Genomic DNA, 18,725 nt, shown 5'->3' with positions numbered 1-18,725 from the left:
CTAACGTGTGTTTGGAATATATCCAAATATTGAACGGCAAAAATACAACAAAGAGGCGAAACTCATCGATATATCAGAGTTTTATTAGGATTATTTAGCTACGAACCAGACAACGGGAATAGTGATTCACTTCCCTATCGGCTGTATTCTCCTGCGTACATCTTTCGATATTTCAAGGAACATATAGTTCAGTTTACCGGAATGGATACCCTTTTCATTCTCTTTATACTTCTTATTGGCATATTGCTTCGACTTCTCGAAAGTGAGCAGGGACATCTGATTCTGTGATTTGCCTACCATGGTGGAGTCTAACTGCTCGTCCGGGAAGAAGTCGTCCAAATCAACATCGCCTATCATGGTTGTTTCCAGGAAATTCATATCCTTATGCGAATTGTCGGTATAATATCCCACGAACATATGGCCGGGAGTACGCACCAGAATCGGTTCGATATTAATGGCACGGAGCAAAGAGGCAAACAAGACACTGCCATCCACACAGTTGATCTGTGACGACTCCAGTGCATCATCAAATGTACGCACACGCTGCGAATAGACCACATTGCTGGAAAGGCTGGTGTTCGACACCGAACTATAGCGGAATTTACGTTTCTGCAAAACGTTCCATAACGCATATACCTGCTTATCCACAGCTCCGGGAGCCGGATTCTGATAGCCCAGAAAGCGGTTGACGATACGGGTATTCAATGCTTCGCGCAGCAGCTGGTCGATCATCGGATTTTCTTCGTTGACATAAGCAGCAAAGAAAATACCCGTATCATGGAATTTCGTACCATTCGTCACATACCCCAGCAGGCACTCGTTGACACTGCGTACAGAGAAGGTACGCACTCGCTGTCCCAGATCTTCCCCATTCATCTCTACCGTAACGGCTACGCTGATGGGTTCTGCCTGGTTGTTATTCTTTAGCGCTTCATAGTTCCAGATGATATCGGGATAAATCGTATACTCGGTACGGGGCTTGTTGAGCACAAACTCCGACACGGAACGGGAAAAGAAAGGGGTTTCGGCTACGTCAATCCGCACACGGCTATAGGCGGAACGGGACTTTACCTTGATGGCAATGCATGATTTGGGATTGCCCAAGTATACGGAGTCACCCGGCTGAATGACCTGGGCATCAGTCGTTGCCACCGAAAGGATGGCCGAAGGAAAAATGTTCCCTCCCAGTTCATCGGTTATCTCAAAACCGGAAGTAGCAGAAGAGAACTTAAACACGGACACGCCTATTGCTATAAAGAACAAAGCGACAACCGTCCAAAGCACTTCACGTTTGCGTTGCCTGAAATCTATCTTAATCATTGTGGCATTTCAATTTATTGACATAACAAAGATACGACTTTTTTGTTGATAAAGTATCTCCGAACCTGCGGATTGTTGGTTTAAAACCAAGATGTCGTTAGTTTAAAACCAAGAGAACTTTGGTTTAAAAGGTAGGCACTGTCGGGTTTAAAACCAACCGCATCAGCCTATAGAGGCTCTCAGAGGGGATAAAATGTAATCAAATCGTAATACGTGTTTCACCCCCTCGTAACAAAAAGCCTCCATCTTTGCAAAAGAAAAAGGAATAAAGTTTAACTTTGTAGCATTACATTAACAAAGAATACAATGAACGATTACCGTATTTTAGTGGTCGACGACGAAGAAGACCTCTGTGAGATTCTGAAGTTCAATCTTGAGAACGAAGGGTATGAAGTAGATACAGCCAATTCTGCCGAAGAAGCTCTGAAAATGAATATCAGCAGTTATCACCTGCTGCTATTGGACGTGATGATGGGAGAAATCTCCGGATTCAAGATGGCCAATATCCTGAAGAAAGATAAAAAGACAGCTCAGGTTCCCATCATATTCATTACTGCCAAAGATACGGAAAACGATACCGTCACCGGATTCAATCTGGGGGCAGACGACTATATATCGAAACCTTTCTCACTGCGTGAGGTCATTGCCCGCGTGAAAGCCGTGTTACGTCGTACCGCCACTTCGGATATGGAAAAGGTACCGGAACAGCTCAGTTATCAGTCACTGGTAATCGATATCACTAAAAAGAAAGTAAGCATCGATGGTGAAGAAGTGCCGCTGACCAAAAAGGAATTCGAAATCCTCTTCCTGCTGCTACAGAACAAAGGACGTGTTTTCTCTCGCGAAGACATCCTGAGCCGTATCTGGAGCGACGAAGTCTACGTACTGGACCGCACCATCGACGTCAACATCACCCGACTGAGAAAAAAGATCGGCATTTATGGTAAACGTATCGTCACCCGGTTGGGATACGGTTATTGTTTCGAAACGGAATAGAAATGAATACGATTCACCACAGAGTACACGGAGGACACAGAGTTTTAATCTCTTGTTTATTAAGATGTTTAAGAGAAAGATATTCTCTGTGTCCTCTGTGTCCTCCGTGGTGAATTAAACTCAAAAACAAATGAATAAAGAATCATCTGTTCTTTTGTTCTTATGTCTAAAAAAAACTCCGTGTCCTCTGTGTTACTCTGTGGTGAATCCAACTTAAAAACCAAATTTGTATGAACCTACCTGTCACCCAAAAGCATTTTCTCTCTTTCAGCCGGAAGTTATTTCTTTCGGTCATCTCCCTGTTTCTGGTCTTCGCGGCTTGCTTCATGGCCTATCAGTATCAGCGGGAGAAAGAGTATAAAGTAGAGTTACTGAACATACAATTGCAGGACTGCAACAACCTGCTGTACGAAAAGCTATACGACCACCCTCAGGATATGACTCCAATAATCACCGATTACCTACGTCATAACGTACTGAAAGACTTACGCATCACCGTAGTCAATCTTGAAGGAAAAGTTCTTTTCGATAGCCAGGAGCAGAACACGGGACAGTTAGGCAACCACATCGGACGCGAAGAGATACAGAAAGCCCTGCATAACGGCATCGGTTTCGATGTTCGCCGTACCTCCGAAACCACCGGAGTCCCCTATTTCTACTCCGCTACCTTATATAAAGATTATATCATCCGCTCGGCTCTGCCCTACAGCGTCAGCCTGATCAATAACCTGAAGGCAGACCCACACTACATCTGGTTCACCGCTATCGTCACTCTGTTGCTAATGGTCATCTTCTATAAGTTCACCAACAAACTGGGTACTTCCATCAATCAACTCCGGGAGTTCGCCATGCGCGCCGACCGTAACGAGCCTATCGAAATGGCGATGCAGTCCGCCTTCCCCCACAACGAACTGGGAGAGATCTCGCAACATATCATCCAGATATACAAACGCCTCCACGAAACGAAGGAAGCACTCTACATAGAAAGAGAGAAGCTGATCACACACCTCCAGATTTCGCACGAGGGACTGGGGGTATTCAGCAAAGACAAGAAAGAGATTCTGGTAAACAACCTGTTTACACAATACAGCAACCTGATATCGGACTCAAACCTTGAAACGGCAGAAGAGGTATTCAACATCAGCGAACTGAAAGAGATAACGGACTTCATCAACAAAGCTCCCAAACGCCCCGTCGGCAAAGAAGAGAAACGGATGTCCATCACGATCAACAAGAACGGAAAGACCTTCATTGTGGAGTGCATCATCTTCCAGGATATGAGTTTTGAAATCAGTATCAACGATGTCACTCAGGAAGAGGAGCAAATCCGTCTGAAACGGCAACTGACACAAAACATTGCCCACGAGCTGAAGACCCCGGTCAGCAGCATCCAGGGTTATCTGGAAACCATCGTCAACAACGAAAATATCCCAAGAGAAAAGATCAACGTCTTCCTTGAACGCTGCTATGCACAAAGCAACCGCCTGAGCCGGTTGCTGCGCGACATCTCCGTGCTGACCCGCATGGACGAAGCCGCCAACATGATCGACATGGAAAAGGTGGACATCAGCGTACTGGTGACCAACATCGTGAACGAAGTGTCATTGGAGCTGGAAGAGAAGCATATCACGGTTGTCAACTCACTGAAAAAGGAGATTCAGATGCGGGGCAACTACTCATTGCTCTACTCCATCTTCCGCAACCTGATGGACAATGCCATCGCTTATGCCGGAAACAATATCCACATCCACATCAATTGTTTCCGCGAAGACGAGAACTTCTACTACTTCAGCTTTGCCGACACAGGCATAGGCGTATCGCCCGAACATCTGAACCGTCTTTTCGAACGCTTCTACCGGGTGGACAAAGGACGCTCACGCAAGTTGGGAGGTACAGGGCTTGGCCTGGCCATTGTCAAGAATGCGGTCATCATCCACGGTGGAAGCATTTCGGCCAAAAACAGCCAAGGCGGCGGACTGGAGTTTGTATTTACTTTGGCTAAAGAAAAGTAAATCCTGTCACCACACTCTGTCTTTAAACCATTTAGTGTCCAGATTCTCCAATCCGGAGTTTCCGGACAAGTTGTCTATAGCTACCTGCACAGCCTCTTTTTCGGTGGAATGGCGTCCGGACAGAGAATCACTGCTTATCCAGAAAGCCTTGAGGAAGCGGAGCCGTTCGGTCACCTCCTTCTTCCGGGCTTTTCCCGTAAACGGGGCAAGCGGATAGGCACGCACCCAATCTTTGTTCCGGTTATCCATCACCAAGCCTTCCAATTGCTCTACCGTATACTTCCCGACAAGCGCATCGGTGTATTTCCGAAGTCTGCTATATACCCCGGCCGAATCCGTAATGGCCTTGGATGCCGCAAAAACCTTTTCGTAACGTTCGCGCCCCAGCGTATTGTATACCGACCAGAACCATGCCGTATCCAGCACACCCATAGAAATCTCCAAGGCCGAAAGGGTGGTGTAAGGCGTAAATCTCGACTCTTCCATATCCCGATGGTACTCCCTGGTATAAGCATAGAAGAAGTCGGCCGCAGCGGTCAGCCCTTCCCAACCGATAGCCTCTTCCGTCATCCTGAGCCAACGGGGGGAATATACAGCCATCTCGACCATGCGCTTCGGAGTAATGCCGGCACGTTCGGCAAGCATCTTCAACCATTCCGGTGTGTCCGTAGGCAGAGGGGCACAATGAAGCATCAGGTTGCAGAACATGCCGATACGGCTTTCGCTGGTATCATAGTACCACTTGTCCAGTCGTATGAACTTCTCCTTCCCCATCAGGCTCAGCAGGCGGATCATCACTTCGGCACCGAACACCCCGTCCAGTTTCTGGGCCAGCGAAGTAACATCGGTACGGGCTTTCCCCCGTTCCAGTTCGATGTCCAGAATGCGTACGGTCACCTTTTCCAGCACTTTCTTAAATCCGCTGAAATCATAATCCCGGCAGTCGGTATATATCCGTCCGTCCTTTCCCTTTTTCTGATAAAAAAAGCCCGCGGCCTCCTCTATCAGCGTAGGCGAAAGCGGGCGATCCATCAGTTCGGTGATCAAGGCATCTTCGGACAGAAGTCCCATCTGGTAGGCCCTGCCGAAATCGACGGCACGAATGGGAAACTCAACCGGATAAGGCTCTACCTTATAAGAAAGGAAATTACACAAGCGGTACAACTCGTAGCGGATCTTGAAATCGGTTATAAACTCATTATCCGTCAGTAAACGTTTCGGATGTTTCAGCCAGCAATCTATCCAATAGCAATGAACCAGTACGACACGATAATCGTGGGAGGAACCATACCATTCGCGGACGCTGTACAGAAAGGTGATATTCCTGGGAGTAAGCATCGGAAGCAAATGAAGCAGGACGTAGTGTGAATACTTCAGATACACCTCCTGGTCGCGGTAATCCCACTCCAATGCCCAGAGAATCTCACTCAGTGCATAGGGATGTTCAAGGCGCTCCAATGCCTGTTCGTATGGCGCCAGAGGGATTTCTCCGTATAATTTATCAAGTAACGTACCGAAACCTTTGCGCCAGACACAAGTCCGCGAATGTGACGCCATAAGGCACATTTCCAACAGAAGTGAGTAATCACGCACTTCTTCTTCATAAAACCGTATCCATACATCGGCAAACGGATAGCACCCTATCGCTGTTGGTGAATCCGAATCATGCTTCGCACTTTCAAACTGTTCTTTGAACAAATGCACCTCCCCCCAGGGATCGCTATAGGTCAATTCACCATGAATTACGATCTGATATTGCAGTTTGTCAAAAAGATCAAATACTTCTCCTGACTGTATTCCTTTAAAGATTGCCTCTGTAGTTGGTTGTCCTTTTTTATTCTTCATGTCTGACTTGTTTGTTGTGTGTATAACGTTTTCATCACTGAGTACAAATATAGAATAAAAATACTATCTTTGTCCCATATCAAAACAAAAGATTATGATAAGCAATGTAAAATACCTTTCATTTATACTGTTATTGGTGCTTACTGCCTGTAAAAGCGGCCCCGCGGCCAGCCAGGAGCAGAACGGAAAGCAAGATACGGTTAAAGTTTTCAATTTACCCGACATACCCGTAGTGCTGAACACGGTGTCGCAACGGGCAGATTATATGGTAAAGCACTATTGGGATCGCTTTGACTTTACAGACACCACCTACGTCAGTCAGATCGACGTTGCCGAACAGGCTTGGGTGGATTATTGCGATTTGTTGGAACATGTGCCCTTGTCCGATGCGCAAACTGCCATAAAAGAGACGATCGGCCGGGCCGGGAAAAACAAAAAGATGCTGGACTTCTTTGCGGAACTGGCCGATAAATACCTCTACGACCCTAACTCGCCTATGCGTAACGAGGAGCTTTACATCCCCGTGCTGGAAGTTCTGACAGCCTCTCCCATGCTGAATGAAACGGAAAAGATACGTCCGCAGGCGCGGCTGGAACTGGCACAAAAGAACCGGTTGGGCACAAAAGCCCTCAACTTCACCTATACACTGGATTCGGGTGCAAAGGGTACGCTTTATCAGTTCCCGGCGGAATACACGTTACTGTTTATCAACAATCCCGGCTGCCACGCCTGCTCTGAGATGATAGAAGGGCTAAAGAGTTCTCCGGTCATCAACGGGTTCATAGCCGACAAGAAGCTGAAGGTGCTGTCTCTCTATCCGGATGAAGAACTGGATGAATGGAAAAAGCACCGGAGCGATTTCGCGAAAGAATGGACCAACGGATACGATAAGGAGCTGGTCATCAAAAACAAAAACCTGTATGACCTGAGGGCTATTCCCACCCTCTACTTACTGGATAAGAACAAAACCGTATTGTTGAAAGACGCCACCCTGCAAAAGGTAGAGCAATATCTGGCAGAGCGCGGTTAAGAAAAACATACCGGAACGGAGCATTTGCCCCAAAGATGCGGAGAAGGTCGGATTATCATTTTGACAGAATGATAATCCGGCCTCTCTATTTTCCATTCTTTCGGCCCGACGCACGATACGCCTCTCAAAAACGTCTCCAATTCGATTTACCGGTTATCTCTTTGCCCGTAATTTCCCACTTTTGTTTACCGAAAGAAAGAGACCGGAAAGTGTTCCGTCCATAAAGCAGGTTTTAACCTTGAAACCATCTCTTTCCGACACTTCCGGAACGATCATATCGGGTGAGCAACCGGAGCAAAATCCGGAGCTATAAGCCCCGGTTTTCATAACAACATATGTAATGGAGCATAACATATAGAGATATTTGAAAAAGAAGTAAGCATTTTCGGAAAATGCTTACTTCTTTCGGGGCAAATGTAACCGTCTTTTGGAGTGAATGCATACTGCTTTTCCGCAAAACCCCGACTCTAATCCACCCAAAGCCCGGCTTTCGGAACAGAAAAGGCCGGCTTTCCCCTTGTTTTCCCTCCGGTTCATCCGTTTTAAAGAAAGAGTGTGTCAGTCAAAAGGCTGATTAACCATCATTCTGCCATCATAACCCTCCGGAATCAAGATAAATGGCATCGCCTATCTAAGTCATTCCAATGTGCTGCCTGACACTATCCGGACGACCTGTCCGATGTTGCTCCGTCCGTTCCGCAATGCATAACGAATAATCACAAATTATTATGCTATTTCTAATATTCTTTTTATCTTTGCAGTGCATTGGTTTGTATTCTCCGTGTACCGGGGATGCAATTAAAAGGGAATCAGGTGCAAATCCTGAACAGTCCCGCTGCTGTAAGTTTCACATCAAATTGTTGTAAGCAACCACCACTTGCCACTGGGAAACGTTTTCCTGGGAAGGCGCTTATCAACAGAAACGAGTCAGAAGACCTGCCTGTGCATCTATTTCATTGCTTTCGAGGAAAAAGCGTTGAGTCTAATGAGCCGGAATTATTCCATCCGTCATTTCATTCATCACTCTGATTCAGAGAAAGTAAGTTATGATAATAAACTCTGCCAAGTTTATTTAGTATGTCCGGCCGAAGTGACTTCGTCCGGACATTTTAACAGTAAAAAAACGAAGATGAATATATTTAGATTGCCTAAGCTACTACACGTCTGTGTTGCTTTCTGTTGCTGCCAGGGGCTTACCGTTTCACTTTTCGCCCAACAGCAGAAAGCAGATACCGCCCGTACTTATTCAATCCCCGAAGTAACCGTTGCCGAAGCTTACCACACCCGCGAAGTAAGAGCGATGGCTCCCACCCAAGTGTTCTCTAAAGAAGAACTCAAAAGCCTCAACGTATTGCAAGTATCGGATGCCGTGAAGCACTTTGCCGGAGTTACGGTGAAAGACTACGGCGGCATTGGCGGACTGAAAACCGTTTCATTGCGAAGCCTCGGAGCCGAGCATACCGCCGTGGGATATGACGGAATAACGATCAGCGACTGCCAGACGGGGCAGATCGACATCGGACGCTTCTCACTGGACAATGTAGACCGCCTCTCGCTCAGCAACGGACAGAGTGATAATATCTTTCAGCCCGCAAGGTTTTTCGCTTCCGCCGGGATACTGAACATACAGACGCTGACACCGCAATTCAAAGACAACCGGCGTACCAACCTGAGCGCCTCGTTCAAAACGGGTTCGTGGGGACTGGTCAATCCGTCTCTCCTGATCGAACAGAAACTGAGCCGGAAATGGGTGCTCTCCGCCAACGGCGAGTGGATGTCGGCTGACGGGCACTACCCTTTCACATTGCATTATGGCGAAAACAATGACCTGAGCTCGCGCGAGAAACGGAAAAACACGGAAGTGAAAAACCTCCGTGCCGAAGCGGGATTATTCGGCAACTTTTCGGATACGGAACAATGGCGGCTGAAAGCCTACTATTATCAGTCGTCCCGCGGACTGCCCAATGCCACCACTTATTATTACGACTACTCTTCACAGCACCTCTGGGACAAGAATGTCTTCGTGCAAAGCCAATATAAGAAGGAGTTCAACCGCCAATGGGTTTTCCAGACTTCGGCTAAGTGGAACTGGAGCTATCAACGTTACCTCGATCCTGATTATAAAGGTTCGGAAGGCAAAACGGAAAACAGTTATTATCAACAAGAGTATTACCTCTCGGCTTCGGCTCTCTACCGGATGCTCAGCAACCTCTCATTTTCACTCTCGACGGATGGGAGCATCAACCGGCTGAACGCGAACCTGAAAGATTTCGCATATCCTACCCGCTATTCGTGGTTGACGGCCTTTGCCGGAAAATACGTCAACGACTGGTTGACCGCTTCGGCCTCGGTACTGGCAACGGTCATCAACGAGGAGGTGCGCCAAGGCAGCGCCGCAGCCAACCGACGGAAACTCTCTCCGTACGTCAGCGCGTCGTTCAAGCCCTTTGCCGGCGAAGAGTTCCGCATCCGCCTGTTCTATAAAGACATCTTCCGGTTGCCCAGCTTCAACGACCTGTACTACGGACAGGTGGGCAACACGAACCTGAAACCGGAAAGCACGACGCAATACAACTTAGGACTGACATACAGCCGGTCGATCAATGAACTGATCCCCTATGTATCCGTCACGGCAGATGCTTACTATAATAAGGTGAAAGATAAAATCATAGCCATACCCACCAAGAACCTCTTTATATGGAGCATGGTGAACCTCGGCAAAGTGGACATCAAAGGAATCGACGTTGCCGGAAACATCAGTCTGCAACCCTGGGAGAAACTACGGGTGAACCTTTCGGGGAACTACACTTACCAGCACGCATTGGATATGACCGAACCGGGAGGAAAAACCTACAAGCAACAAATCGCTTATACACCCCGCGTATCCGGATCGGGACAAGCCGGTATCGAGACTCCGTGGGTGAACCTCTCCTACTCGTTCCTCTTTTCGGGCAAGCGCTATATGCTGGGGCAGAACCTCCGCGAAAACCGGCTGGACAGTTACAGCGACCATAGTGTATCCGTCAGCCGCGATCAGCGCATCCGTAATGTAAACACATCCCTGACAGTGGAAGTGCTGAACCTACTGGACAAGAATTACGAGATAGTAAAAAACTTCCCCATGCCGGGACGCTCAGTGAGAGTGACGATGAAAGTAAGATACTAAAGATACTTCAGACATTGAATCAGTAATTATCAAAAGAAACAGCAATATGAAAATGAACCCATTTAATAACAGCAGAAGCAATTCTTCTCCTCGTTTCCGGAGAGGAGTTGGAGGCGGGAGCTTCCTTTTCCTCCTCTTCCTGCTTCTCTTCGCCTCGTGTGACGACCTGGAAGATACGGATACTCCTTCGGGCGGTGGCGACGGTATGCCTGTCGAAACCGGAACAGCCGAACTCTACATTCTCAGCGAAGGGCTCTTCAACCTGAACAACAGTTCGCTCGCTTTGTATTCCTTCAAGAACAATCAGCTGAATACCGACTACTTCCGCAGCATCAACCGACGCGGCCTGGGAGATACCGCCAACGATATGGCCATCTATGGCAGCAAACTCTATATCGTAGTCAATGTATCGAGCCAGATAGAAGTAGTCGACTTGCAAAGCGGAAAGTCTGTCAAACAGATACCGATGTTATCGGAGAACGGCAGTTCGCGGCAACCCCGTAACATCGCCTTCGAGGGAGGAAAAGCATACGTATGCTCCTTTGACGGAACCGTTGCGCGGATAGATACCGCTTCCCTCTCTATCGATGCACTGACCCGGGCAGGCAGGAATCCCGACGGCATTTGTGTGCAGAACGGGAAGTTGTATGTCTCCAACTCCGGAGGCCTGGACTGGGAAGGCATCGGGGTAGACCGTACGGTCTCTGTGATCGACATCCCTTCTTTTACCGAAATCAAGAAGATAGAAGTAGGTCCTAATCCGGGAAAGATACAGGCCGGACCGGACGGAAACATCTATGTAGCCACGCACGGCGAGAATATCGAAGCGGGGGACTATCACTTCGTGCAAATAGACGGTCATACCGATCAAGTGGTACGGACCTTCGACGAAAAGGTGTTGAGTTTCACCATCCACGACAACATGGCCTATTTATACAATTATGATTACCGGACTCAGGACTCGCAAATAAAAGTGTTCAACCTGAAAACCGGAAAGACGGAACGGGAAAACTTCATCACGGACGGCACCACGATACGTACTCCTTACAGCATCAGTGTCAACCCTTACAGCGGAAACATCTACATCACCGACGCTTACGACTACAAGGTGAAAGGTGATGTGCTCTGCTTCAGCCCGCAGGGACAACTTATATTTAAGCTGCCCAATGTGGGAATCAACTCCAATACCGTCCTGTTCCGGAACAAAGCCTCGCAAGGCAATCCCGACGAAAATCCCGCAGACCCGGAAGCAGGTGCCTTCGCCAATAAAGTATTGGAGTATAATCCGGCGCCATCACAATATATGAATACCTCTTATACAGCTTACGAAGAGGGATTCACCGACGTTCAGGTATTGGCACGCGCCACCGAACTGCTGCAGGACCGCACCACCTGCCTCTTCACTCTCGGAGGATTCGGGGGCAACATTACCGTGGGATTCGACCACACCATCCCCAACGTCCCCGGTGAATATGACTTCAAGATATACGGCAACGCCTATTATGATATGTATGGCACGCTGCTGGATAAACCCGGAGGAAACTCCGAACCGGGAATCGTACTCGTATCCAAAGACACGAATGGCAACGGACAGCCGGATGATGAGTGGTACGAATTGGCTGGAAGCGAATATAACTCGCCTGCCACCATCCGCAACTACGAAATTACTTACTACCGTCCCACTCCGGCAGACGGGGATGTGAAGTGGAAAGACAATCAAGGCAAAGAGGGATATATCTACCGGAACACGTATCACACCCAGGGTTCTTATTATCCGGCATGGATGCCGGACCAAATCACATTCCGGGGAAGTCGCCTGGCGGACAACTCCATCAACGAGCCGCGTCCGGGCATGCCCGAGCACTGGGTAGGCTACTGTTATGCCTGGGGATATGCCGACAACCATCCGAACAATACGGAGTATTCTCAATTCAAGATAGACTGGGCGGTAGATAAAGACGGCAAGCCGGTTCATCTGGACGGTATCGACTTCGTGAAGATTTATACAGCCGTCAACCAGAACTGCGGCTGGCTGGGTGAAGCCTCTACGGAGATACAGGCGGTGGAAGATTTACACTACAAGAAATAAAACCAAGTGGAAAAGAGATAAGAAATGAACATTTACCAATTACTTAATTTAATGACTCAAAAAATGAAAATGAAAAAGTATCTATTGCTATTTGTGACAGCATTAGCGTTAGGATTTGCTTCTTGCTCGGATGACGAAACCATCCCTAATCTGACGGGTATCGCCATCGAAAGTGAAGGCGGAGTGACCGAAGTTATCCAAGGTGGAACACTCGCACTGACCGCCAACTATACAAGCAACGTGAACCCCGAAGTAAGATGGGAAGTCAACGGAGAGGTGAAGTCAACTGATAAGGAGTTCAGCTTTACTGAAGCCGAACCGGGAAAATACTATGTAACTCTGGTGGTATCTACGGAAGTAGGAGAGAAAAGAGTAAACCTTCCGGTCACCGTATACGGCAAATACAAATATGGAACCTTTGTTCTGAATGAAGGCAACTTCGGCAATCCTCCCAGCTCTCTCATCTTCATTTCTCCGGAAAATGAAATGACGGAAGAAGCATACTTCGAAGCAAACGGTACACACTTGGGAGTTGTATCACAAGACCTGTTCATTGCAAACAATAAGATGTATATCATTTCTCAGAATGGCGGCGAAGACGGTATGCTTGTAATTGCCAATGCCGAAACATTGAAAAAAGAGAAAGGATTCAGCAAGGATCAACTGGCCGACCTCAATTGGCCTACCCACGTAGCCGCTCTGGATGATTCACACGTATACATCCGCGACAATAACGGCGTGCACTTGTTCGATCCGACAACAACCTCCCTGAGTTTAATAGAGGGAACAGACGGAGCGATAAAAAACAGAATGGCGGTAACAGCCCAGAAAGTATTTGCAGGAGCCAACAACAGTCTGCTGGTGATTAAAGATAACAAAGTGATAAAAACCATCGCTTTGGAAGGCACACCGACAGGAGTTGTAAAAGCTTCGGACGGTAATGTATGGGTTTCTGTCAACAGCACTCCGGCAAAGATTATGAAGGTATCATCTAAGGACTACTCAATCTTGAAAACGAATGAATTAGGAAGTTTCCAGGTATCAGCCGGCTGGGGAGCTACTCCGGCAATCAGCGCCAAAGGTGACAGCATTTATTTTGGTAACAACAGCACTACTATCTATCTCCATGATTTCGCGAAGAATCAGACCAAAGAGCTGGCTAAAATCGGTGATTACATACAAAATGCCACAATGACTTACAATAACCTTGCAGTAAATCCGAAAAACAGTGATGTATACGTCACTACAATCAAAGGTTACGGTAACGATTACCTGACCAACAGCATCGGCGTATTTAACTTCACAAGCGGTACTACTAAATTGGTGCAGGATTACAAAAATGCGACTCGCTTCCCCGCGGGAGTATTCTTCACTTACGACTTTGAATAAAAGTAAAAAGGTGTAGTCCCCGGCATACCAGGATATAACCATATTAAAAAGGGGATGTGTCATCATTCACCACAGAGTAACACAGAGTTCCATAGAGCGAACTTAATCTATTGATTTATCTGTGTAGTCTGTGGTGAATACAAATTTCGACACACCCCCTTTTTATTTTTTAATACTGCACCGGTGGTGTACTCCAGCTACCGGACAGCGTCAGGTTATCGGTTCCAAGCAAAGGAAGATTCACCGGAACGGTAACCGTTATATTGCCAATCAATAATTTAACGGTTCCATTCAACACAGGACCGAGTAAGGGGATTCCTCCCAATATACCATCCAGGTTAGCAATATTCTTCAACTGTACAGAGAGTGTCAGCGAATGGTTTCCGTCGTTCTGTTGTGCATACGATTTCAGCCCCAGGCTGACAAACGAATAGTTCGAACGATACCTGTAATTCGTATTGACTGTTGCCTGTATCGGATCTGTGATATTCACAAATACTCCATTCAGCAACAACGGACCGTCAATCACATCGTCCACCAACAATCCGGAGATCAGTCCGGGTTTGGCAACATGAATCTCCCGTACGTCATAAAGACCATGAAAACCTCTGATCAGAATATCCTTCTCACTATTCGTCGTACCGGGTGTAGGTGTAAATCCATACCGGAAACGATGATTACCCGTATAGAAATCCTTCACATTCAGGTCTAAGTCCACAGTCTTAGGGAAATTGTTTATGGTCACTAAAGCATAAGCAGCATCACTGCCCCTCCAGGGATTCAGTAAATCGCCCAATGCTCCCAATGCACCATTCTGCGTAGCATTACCGGAGAGAGTCAGCCCTATCTGATTGACCAACCCTTGCAAAAGTTGTGCATACAGTACATCCACGACCGGTTCGACCAATGCCGCCACCACCAGATTGACTGCGGCATCGAGTCCGCCAACAACATTATAGACAGCATTACCAACCACTCCCAAGTCCATTGCCGTTTTCAGTAACCCTGGCAAAACGCCTTGTACCGTCGTCCGGATTATATTCCTATATCCTATTTGCGTCACAATATTGTTGGTCAGAGAATTCAAAGCGGTTTGTGCATCCACAAACACTCTTCGCAAATTCAGCATACTGATAATGCGCTGCAACAGTACATAAGGTTGGGCAGAGGTATCCGAGAAAGATACATTGGCCAGATAAAATTCCGAAGTGTCGGTAAACTCCGCACCGGGTAACACGATCCGGGCATTCGCACGTGTTGTCTGGTAATTCGTCAACACATCCGCATAGTTGGTTCCACCGCCCGAAACGGGAATCGGGAACTGTGTTTTCTCTACATTGGCCAGAAATACAGCTGTATATTGTCCTTTCGGAAGCGTATCTTTCAAGGCCGCCATCGGCCAGGAAGGAGCAGCATCCGTAGTCTTCAGCACCACCTTTTCTTTCACAAACTCACCTGTCGACTTATAAATGACGTAACGCAGGTGGCGAACCCGTGAATCAGTCCCTGTGACGGGTGTACGGGTATCTCCTCCTCCGTATCCGGCTGAGAAGGTTACTTCAAAATATCCGTCGGGCAAGTCCGAAGGCTTACCTTCCGGAGGAAGTTGCCCGGGAGCTTCACCGGGCACTTCGACCAGCTCTTTCTCACATCCCGTCAGGAAGAGAGAAAGAAAAAGGCTTATCATTATTATCACTTTCGTTTTCATCTCCGGTTCTTTTTGCTTTCAGTTTCTATTGAAGGCCATCCCAGGCATTGTCATCCAAGTTGATGTTTCCTGCCAAAGTGAAACCTATATTGATATTCGCATAACTTCCGGTCACTTTCACCCAATGATTAGGAGTAAAGATAATCCGGTTTCCCGAAACCACACCGGGAGTATCTGGCAGTTTCACCGTATAACGTTCGGTGAAGATTCCATAAGACACATCCAGATAAAACAAGGTCTTTCTACTATCCGGAATAGCCAGTAGAAACTGGTTGAAACTGACTTTCCCCGAGACCGGTGCCTGAGTAGCCAACGTCTTCGTACCGCTGTCACCGGCTGTTTGCCATGTCAGTGCCGTCCCATCCGTTGCACGGGTAGCCGTCACAAGTTGCTCGGCTATCAATGTCATAGAGTTGACATATGCGGGAATATTGGTCACTTCGAGCGTTAAACCACTAACCAGCCTTTTCAGTGTACCTGTCACATAATTGATTTGCGAAGGTTTAAAAACAGGGCCAACCAACGTTGTACCCTGGTAACCGTTTCCGAAACACGAAAAGAACTCCGGAACTACCGTCGGATTGACCGGTTGCAAATACAAATTAGCCAACGTAGCCGGATTACCAGTCGAACCGATATTAAACCGCTTCATTGCACCTCCGCCACTGGCAAAATCATAATCACTCCGATTATATCCGATCACCAATAACTGATAGGTAGAGGCTGCTGAAAGATTAAGCATCGTGACTACTGCCGGAAACGAATTGACATCCAATTGTCGGGCTGCGCTATATTCCGGAACGAAATTAGCTGCATCGTTTGGCAATGCTTCATCCGTTTTCCGAAACGGCAGAATCAGTATCCTGTTGACAGAGAGAGCTGCATCTCCCGGCGCACGACTCATGACCCCGTCCCGCTTTATTTCAAAACGGACCGGAACCCCTTCTTCCAAGGGGAGTTCGGCAACATCATCTGTTGAGCAGCTGCCCAACAAGAGCGTTGCCAGAAATCCCGTCAGAAGGATAGTTATATAGCCTGCCTTTCTCATAGCCATACCATGATTCTGTTTTTGAGTTACTTTTACTGAATTACCAGGTTATGTATCAATTCCCATGCCGGACTGATAGTGATCACAATATTCTGATCGGTCAGCAAATCTACCGGAGCATCATCGTCACCTGGGTTACCCGGTGTTCCGCCATCCACACTACCCGTAGCACCTTTCACACCTAATGCATAAAAATGATTTGCCATCAGATTAAACTGTGTTGCTCCCGAACTATTAGTGTCGCTCACGGTCCACTCTTTTATAGCGGTACCACTCGCATCATAAAGTCCTAAAGTCATGCTCACGCCACTAACCGGCATATAGAACGAACCTCCCAATTGTGAATTAGGCACTTTCACCACTCCCTGTCCGGACAAATCGTTGCCCACATACACGCCGTTGGAAACAGCCTGGCCGGAAAGATCCATATCTATTATATTATAAGGAGTAGCGGCAGTATTGATACCTACACCATTAGTCAGATTCACCTGCTGATTGGAGTTGCTGACTTTCAGACGCAAATACTTCACAGTGGTTCCGTTAAGCACTTGAGGAACATTCTTGAAGTATCCCAGTACACCGGCCACCTTACGGGTCATCTCAATGCTGACACGAGTTCCGCCCTGAGCCATTACTTCCGCATCGGCCGAACCAGCAAAGATTTCCGATTCATCGCCCGAATTCACGATAGTAGCAAGCATATCCGTATAATTGGTATTACCGGAAGTCGGCGTAGTCACAGAGAAGCGGTCACTTGCGTCACGCCCTACAGCCAAAAACTTATATACCCCTGCAGGAAGCTTGTCAGCATCGGGAACGGCAAAACGTTTAAAAGTAGTACCATCGGTCCAGCCGGTGATATCATAGGTCTTTTGATGCAGATAAGTCGAACCGTTCTGCATAAAAGCATAAACACTGACACGAGTGACATGCTGTGTAGCCTCCTGGCTATACACCGGCATTCGGGTCCCAATCCCATCTGTCAGACCATTAACCGCGGACAGTTCAAATGTAATCCCACTATTTTCAGGATTCACTTCAGACGAAGGATCATCTTCGTTGGAACAAGCAGCAAATACAAAGAGGCTTGCTGCCACCAGAAACATTAATTTTTTCATAATAGCAAAGTTTAGTTTAAATAAATAGATAAGGAAAAAGAGATCAGTAGATATCCAGGCGATGTATCGTGAGCCATTCCCCACGGATAAACATCTTGATTTCCCAGATTCCTTCTGATGTATTGTAGTCTATAGAGACAGCAGTTATTTCATTGCGCCGCATGTCCACTTCCATTTCGGGCAATTTCAAATAAGGAGATTCAGAAGCTCTCGTATCGGTGGCATAGAAAGTTAAAGCTAACTTTGAATGTCCATCTACCGAAGAGGGTGCAAGCAATGTCTCCAACATATTGGTAAATGGCACACTTTTGTCAACCTGCGTGCTTCCGCTATAATTAAGATCGGCATCCACCGACTGATAAACGTGGTTTACATGTTGTTCTATCCGACTTATTTCAGCCGGGAAATTGGAACAGAGTAACAACAGCTTTCCCTTGGTACGTTCCAATGTCAATTCTTCTGTCTGATATTCGGGAGAGAAATGCAAGACACGGGTTGCCACATAAATATCCGTATGCTCCTTCCCGTCCTGATGCAAAATGCCGGCGGGGTAATCAGTAGTCAGGTTCCCCCAAACAGCCAATTTATAATCACCATCGGGTATTCCGGCGAAAGAAATAGTATACTCCTTATCTTCACCATTGATTTGAACAATCTCCGACTCTCTTTTCAATGCTCCGGTAGAAGCATCGTACAGAGCATAATAAATAGTTCCCGTATAGGTGCGGAAAGGCTGGTTCTCGTCTACGCTGCCCAGCTGCGGAAACTGCGATATATTCAAATAGTTCTTGTCCTTAACAGATACCCGAACCGAGTAAGGCTGTTCTACCGGACATTCGTCTCCGCAAGAGGAAGCAAGTACTATGCCAACTACCATGCAGAAGATCTGTATTACTCTTCCATTCATAATCTCTAAAGTTTAAATATAAAACAATTCGTTCATTCACTCAGAAATCAGTATCCCAAATCAAGATACTCCCATATGGTAGTTTTGCAGGCGGAGC

The 18,725-nt window shown here is 47.1% G+C and carries 12 protein-coding genes and 1 riboswitch; of the genes, 6 read left to right on the top strand and 6 right to left on the bottom strand.

Annotated features, from left to right (window positions below; genetic code table 11):
* Nucleotides 1-126 precede the first annotated feature (126 nt).
* Entirely contained in the window at nt 127-1,320 is a 1,194-nt protein-coding gene (locus JZY04_RS01255; protein ID WP_005809303.1) for a hypothetical protein, read from the bottom strand.
* 306 nt (nt 1,321-1,626) lie between these two features.
* Between JZY04_RS01255 and JZY04_RS01250 the strand changes: the two genes are divergently transcribed.
* Together JZY04_RS01250 and JZY04_RS01245 are read left to right on the top strand one after the other, a co-directional pair.
* Entirely contained in the window at nt 1,627-2,316 is a 690-nt protein-coding gene (locus tag JZY04_RS01250) for a response regulator transcription factor (protein WP_005776359.1), read from the top strand.
* A gap of 230 nt (nt 2,317-2,546) precedes the next feature.
* A complete protein-coding gene (locus JZY04_RS01245) occupies nt 2,547-4,328 on the top strand; it encodes a cell wall metabolism sensor histidine kinase WalK (RefSeq protein WP_005776358.1) in 1,782 nt (593 codons plus the stop codon).
* Nucleotides 4,329-4,334: 6 nt separating this feature from the next.
* Here the strand turns inward: JZY04_RS01245 and JZY04_RS01240 are convergent, their stop codons facing one another.
* Nucleotides 4,335-6,173 carry a DUF5724 domain-containing protein gene (locus tag JZY04_RS01240; protein ID WP_122142419.1) on the bottom strand — a complete coding sequence of 613 codons (1,839 nt, stop codon included), beginning with the start codon at nt 6,171-6,173 and terminating at the stop codon, nt 4,335-4,337.
* A gap of 94 nt (nt 6,174-6,267) precedes the next feature.
* Here JZY04_RS01240 and JZY04_RS01235 point away from each other — a divergent pair, with 94 nt between their 5' ends.
* The 4 genes from JZY04_RS01235 to JZY04_RS01220 all read left to right on the top strand — a co-directional run bounded on the left by JZY04_RS01235 (nt 6,268) and on the right by JZY04_RS01220 (nt 13,847).
* Complete coding sequence (locus tag JZY04_RS01235; protein WP_122142420.1) at nt 6,268-7,203, top strand: DUF5106 domain-containing protein; 936 nt, start codon at nt 6,268-6,270, stop codon at nt 7,201-7,203.
* Nucleotides 7,204-7,952: 749 nt separating this feature from the next.
* Nucleotides 7,953-8,162: riboswitch (cobalamin riboswitch) on the top strand.
* A gap of 170 nt (nt 8,163-8,332) precedes the next feature.
* Nucleotides 8,333-10,369 (top strand): TonB-dependent siderophore receptor, encoded by a 2,037-nt coding sequence (locus tag JZY04_RS01230; RefSeq protein WP_122142464.1) that lies wholly within the window; start codon nt 8,333-8,335, stop codon nt 10,367-10,369.
* A gap of 46 nt (nt 10,370-10,415) precedes the next feature.
* A complete protein-coding gene (locus JZY04_RS01225; RefSeq protein ID WP_122142423.1) occupies nt 10,416-12,458 on the top strand; it encodes a DUF5074 domain-containing protein in 2,043 nt (680 codons plus the stop codon).
* A 69-nt stretch (nt 12,459-12,527) separates the two neighbouring features.
* On the top strand, nt 12,528-13,847 hold the full coding sequence (locus JZY04_RS01220; RefSeq protein WP_250707019.1) for a DUF5074 domain-containing protein: 1,320 nt from the start codon (nt 12,528-12,530) through the stop codon (nt 13,845-13,847).
* A gap of 169 nt (nt 13,848-14,016) precedes the next feature.
* Here the strand turns inward: JZY04_RS01220 and JZY04_RS01215 are convergent, their stop codons facing one another.
* The 4 genes from JZY04_RS01215 to JZY04_RS01200 are packed head-to-tail and all read right to left on the bottom strand — an operon-like array spanning nt 14,017 to nt 18,628.
* Nucleotides 14,017-15,555 (bottom strand): FimB/Mfa2 family fimbrial subunit, encoded by a 1,539-nt coding sequence (locus JZY04_RS01215; protein ID WP_122142425.1) that lies wholly within the window; start codon nt 15,553-15,555, stop codon nt 14,017-14,019.
* Nucleotides 15,556-15,580: 25 nt separating this feature from the next.
* Nucleotides 15,581-16,609, bottom strand: coding sequence for a hypothetical protein (locus tag JZY04_RS01210; RefSeq protein ID WP_122142426.1), 1,029 nt, complete (start codon nt 16,607-16,609; stop codon nt 15,581-15,583).
* A gap of 26 nt (nt 16,610-16,635) precedes the next feature.
* Nucleotides 16,636-17,721, bottom strand: coding sequence for a FimB/Mfa2 family fimbrial subunit (locus JZY04_RS01205; protein ID WP_181996361.1), 1,086 nt, complete (start codon nt 17,719-17,721; stop codon nt 16,636-16,638).
* Nucleotides 17,722-17,764: 43 nt separating this feature from the next.
* Complete coding sequence (locus tag JZY04_RS01200; RefSeq protein WP_122142428.1) at nt 17,765-18,628, bottom strand: FimB/Mfa2 family fimbrial subunit; 864 nt, start codon at nt 18,626-18,628, stop codon at nt 17,765-17,767.
* Nucleotides 18,629-18,725 lie beyond the last annotated feature (97 nt).

The sequence above is a fragment of the Bacteroides sp. 11BF genome (assembly GCF_019633765.1).
Classification (GTDB): domain Bacteria; phylum Bacteroidota; class Bacteroidia; order Bacteroidales; family Bacteroidaceae; genus Bacteroides; species Bacteroides hominis.
The sequence above is the reverse complement of the archived record's forward strand: the minus strand, read 5'-3'. Positions and strand labels throughout refer to the sequence as shown.

Bases quoted from the DNA above. Each gene is read 5' to 3' on its own strand.
- JZY04_RS01250 (WP_005776359.1), top strand. From the start codon at position 1,627: ATGAACGATTACCGTATTTTAGTGGTCGACGACGAAGAAGACCTCTGT.
- JZY04_RS01230 (WP_122142464.1), top strand. From the start codon at position 8,333: ATGAATATATTTAGATTGCCTAAGCTACTACACGTCTGTGTTGCTTTC.
- JZY04_RS01235 (WP_122142420.1), top strand. From the start codon at position 6,268: ATGATAAGCAATGTAAAATACCTTTCATTTATACTGTTATTGGTGCTT.
- JZY04_RS01245 (WP_005776358.1), top strand. From the start codon at position 2,547: ATGAACCTACCTGTCACCCAAAAGCATTTTCTCTCTTTCAGCCGGAAG.
- JZY04_RS01215 (WP_122142425.1), bottom strand. From the start codon at position 15,555: ATGAAAACGAAAGTGATAATAATGATAAGCCTTTTTCTTTCTCTCTTC.
- JZY04_RS01225 (WP_122142423.1), top strand. From the start codon at position 10,416: ATGAAAATGAACCCATTTAATAACAGCAGAAGCAATTCTTCTCCTCGT.
- JZY04_RS01205 (WP_181996361.1), bottom strand. From the start codon at position 17,721: ATGAAAAAATTAATGTTTCTGGTGGCAGCAAGCCTCTTTGTATTTGCT.
- JZY04_RS01200 (WP_122142428.1), bottom strand. From the start codon at position 18,628: ATGAATGGAAGAGTAATACAGATCTTCTGCATGGTAGTTGGCATAGTA.
- JZY04_RS01210 (WP_122142426.1), bottom strand. From the start codon at position 16,609: ATGGCTATGAGAAAGGCAGGCTATATAACTATCCTTCTGACGGGATTT.
- JZY04_RS01255 (WP_005809303.1), bottom strand. From the start codon at position 1,320: ATGATTAAGATAGATTTCAGGCAACGCAAACGTGAAGTGCTTTGGACG.
- JZY04_RS01240 (WP_122142419.1), bottom strand. From the start codon at position 6,173: ATGAAGAATAAAAAAGGACAACCAACTACAGAGGCAATCTTTAAAGGA.
- JZY04_RS01220 (WP_250707019.1), top strand. From the start codon at position 12,528: ATGAAAAAGTATCTATTGCTATTTGTGACAGCATTAGCGTTAGGATTT.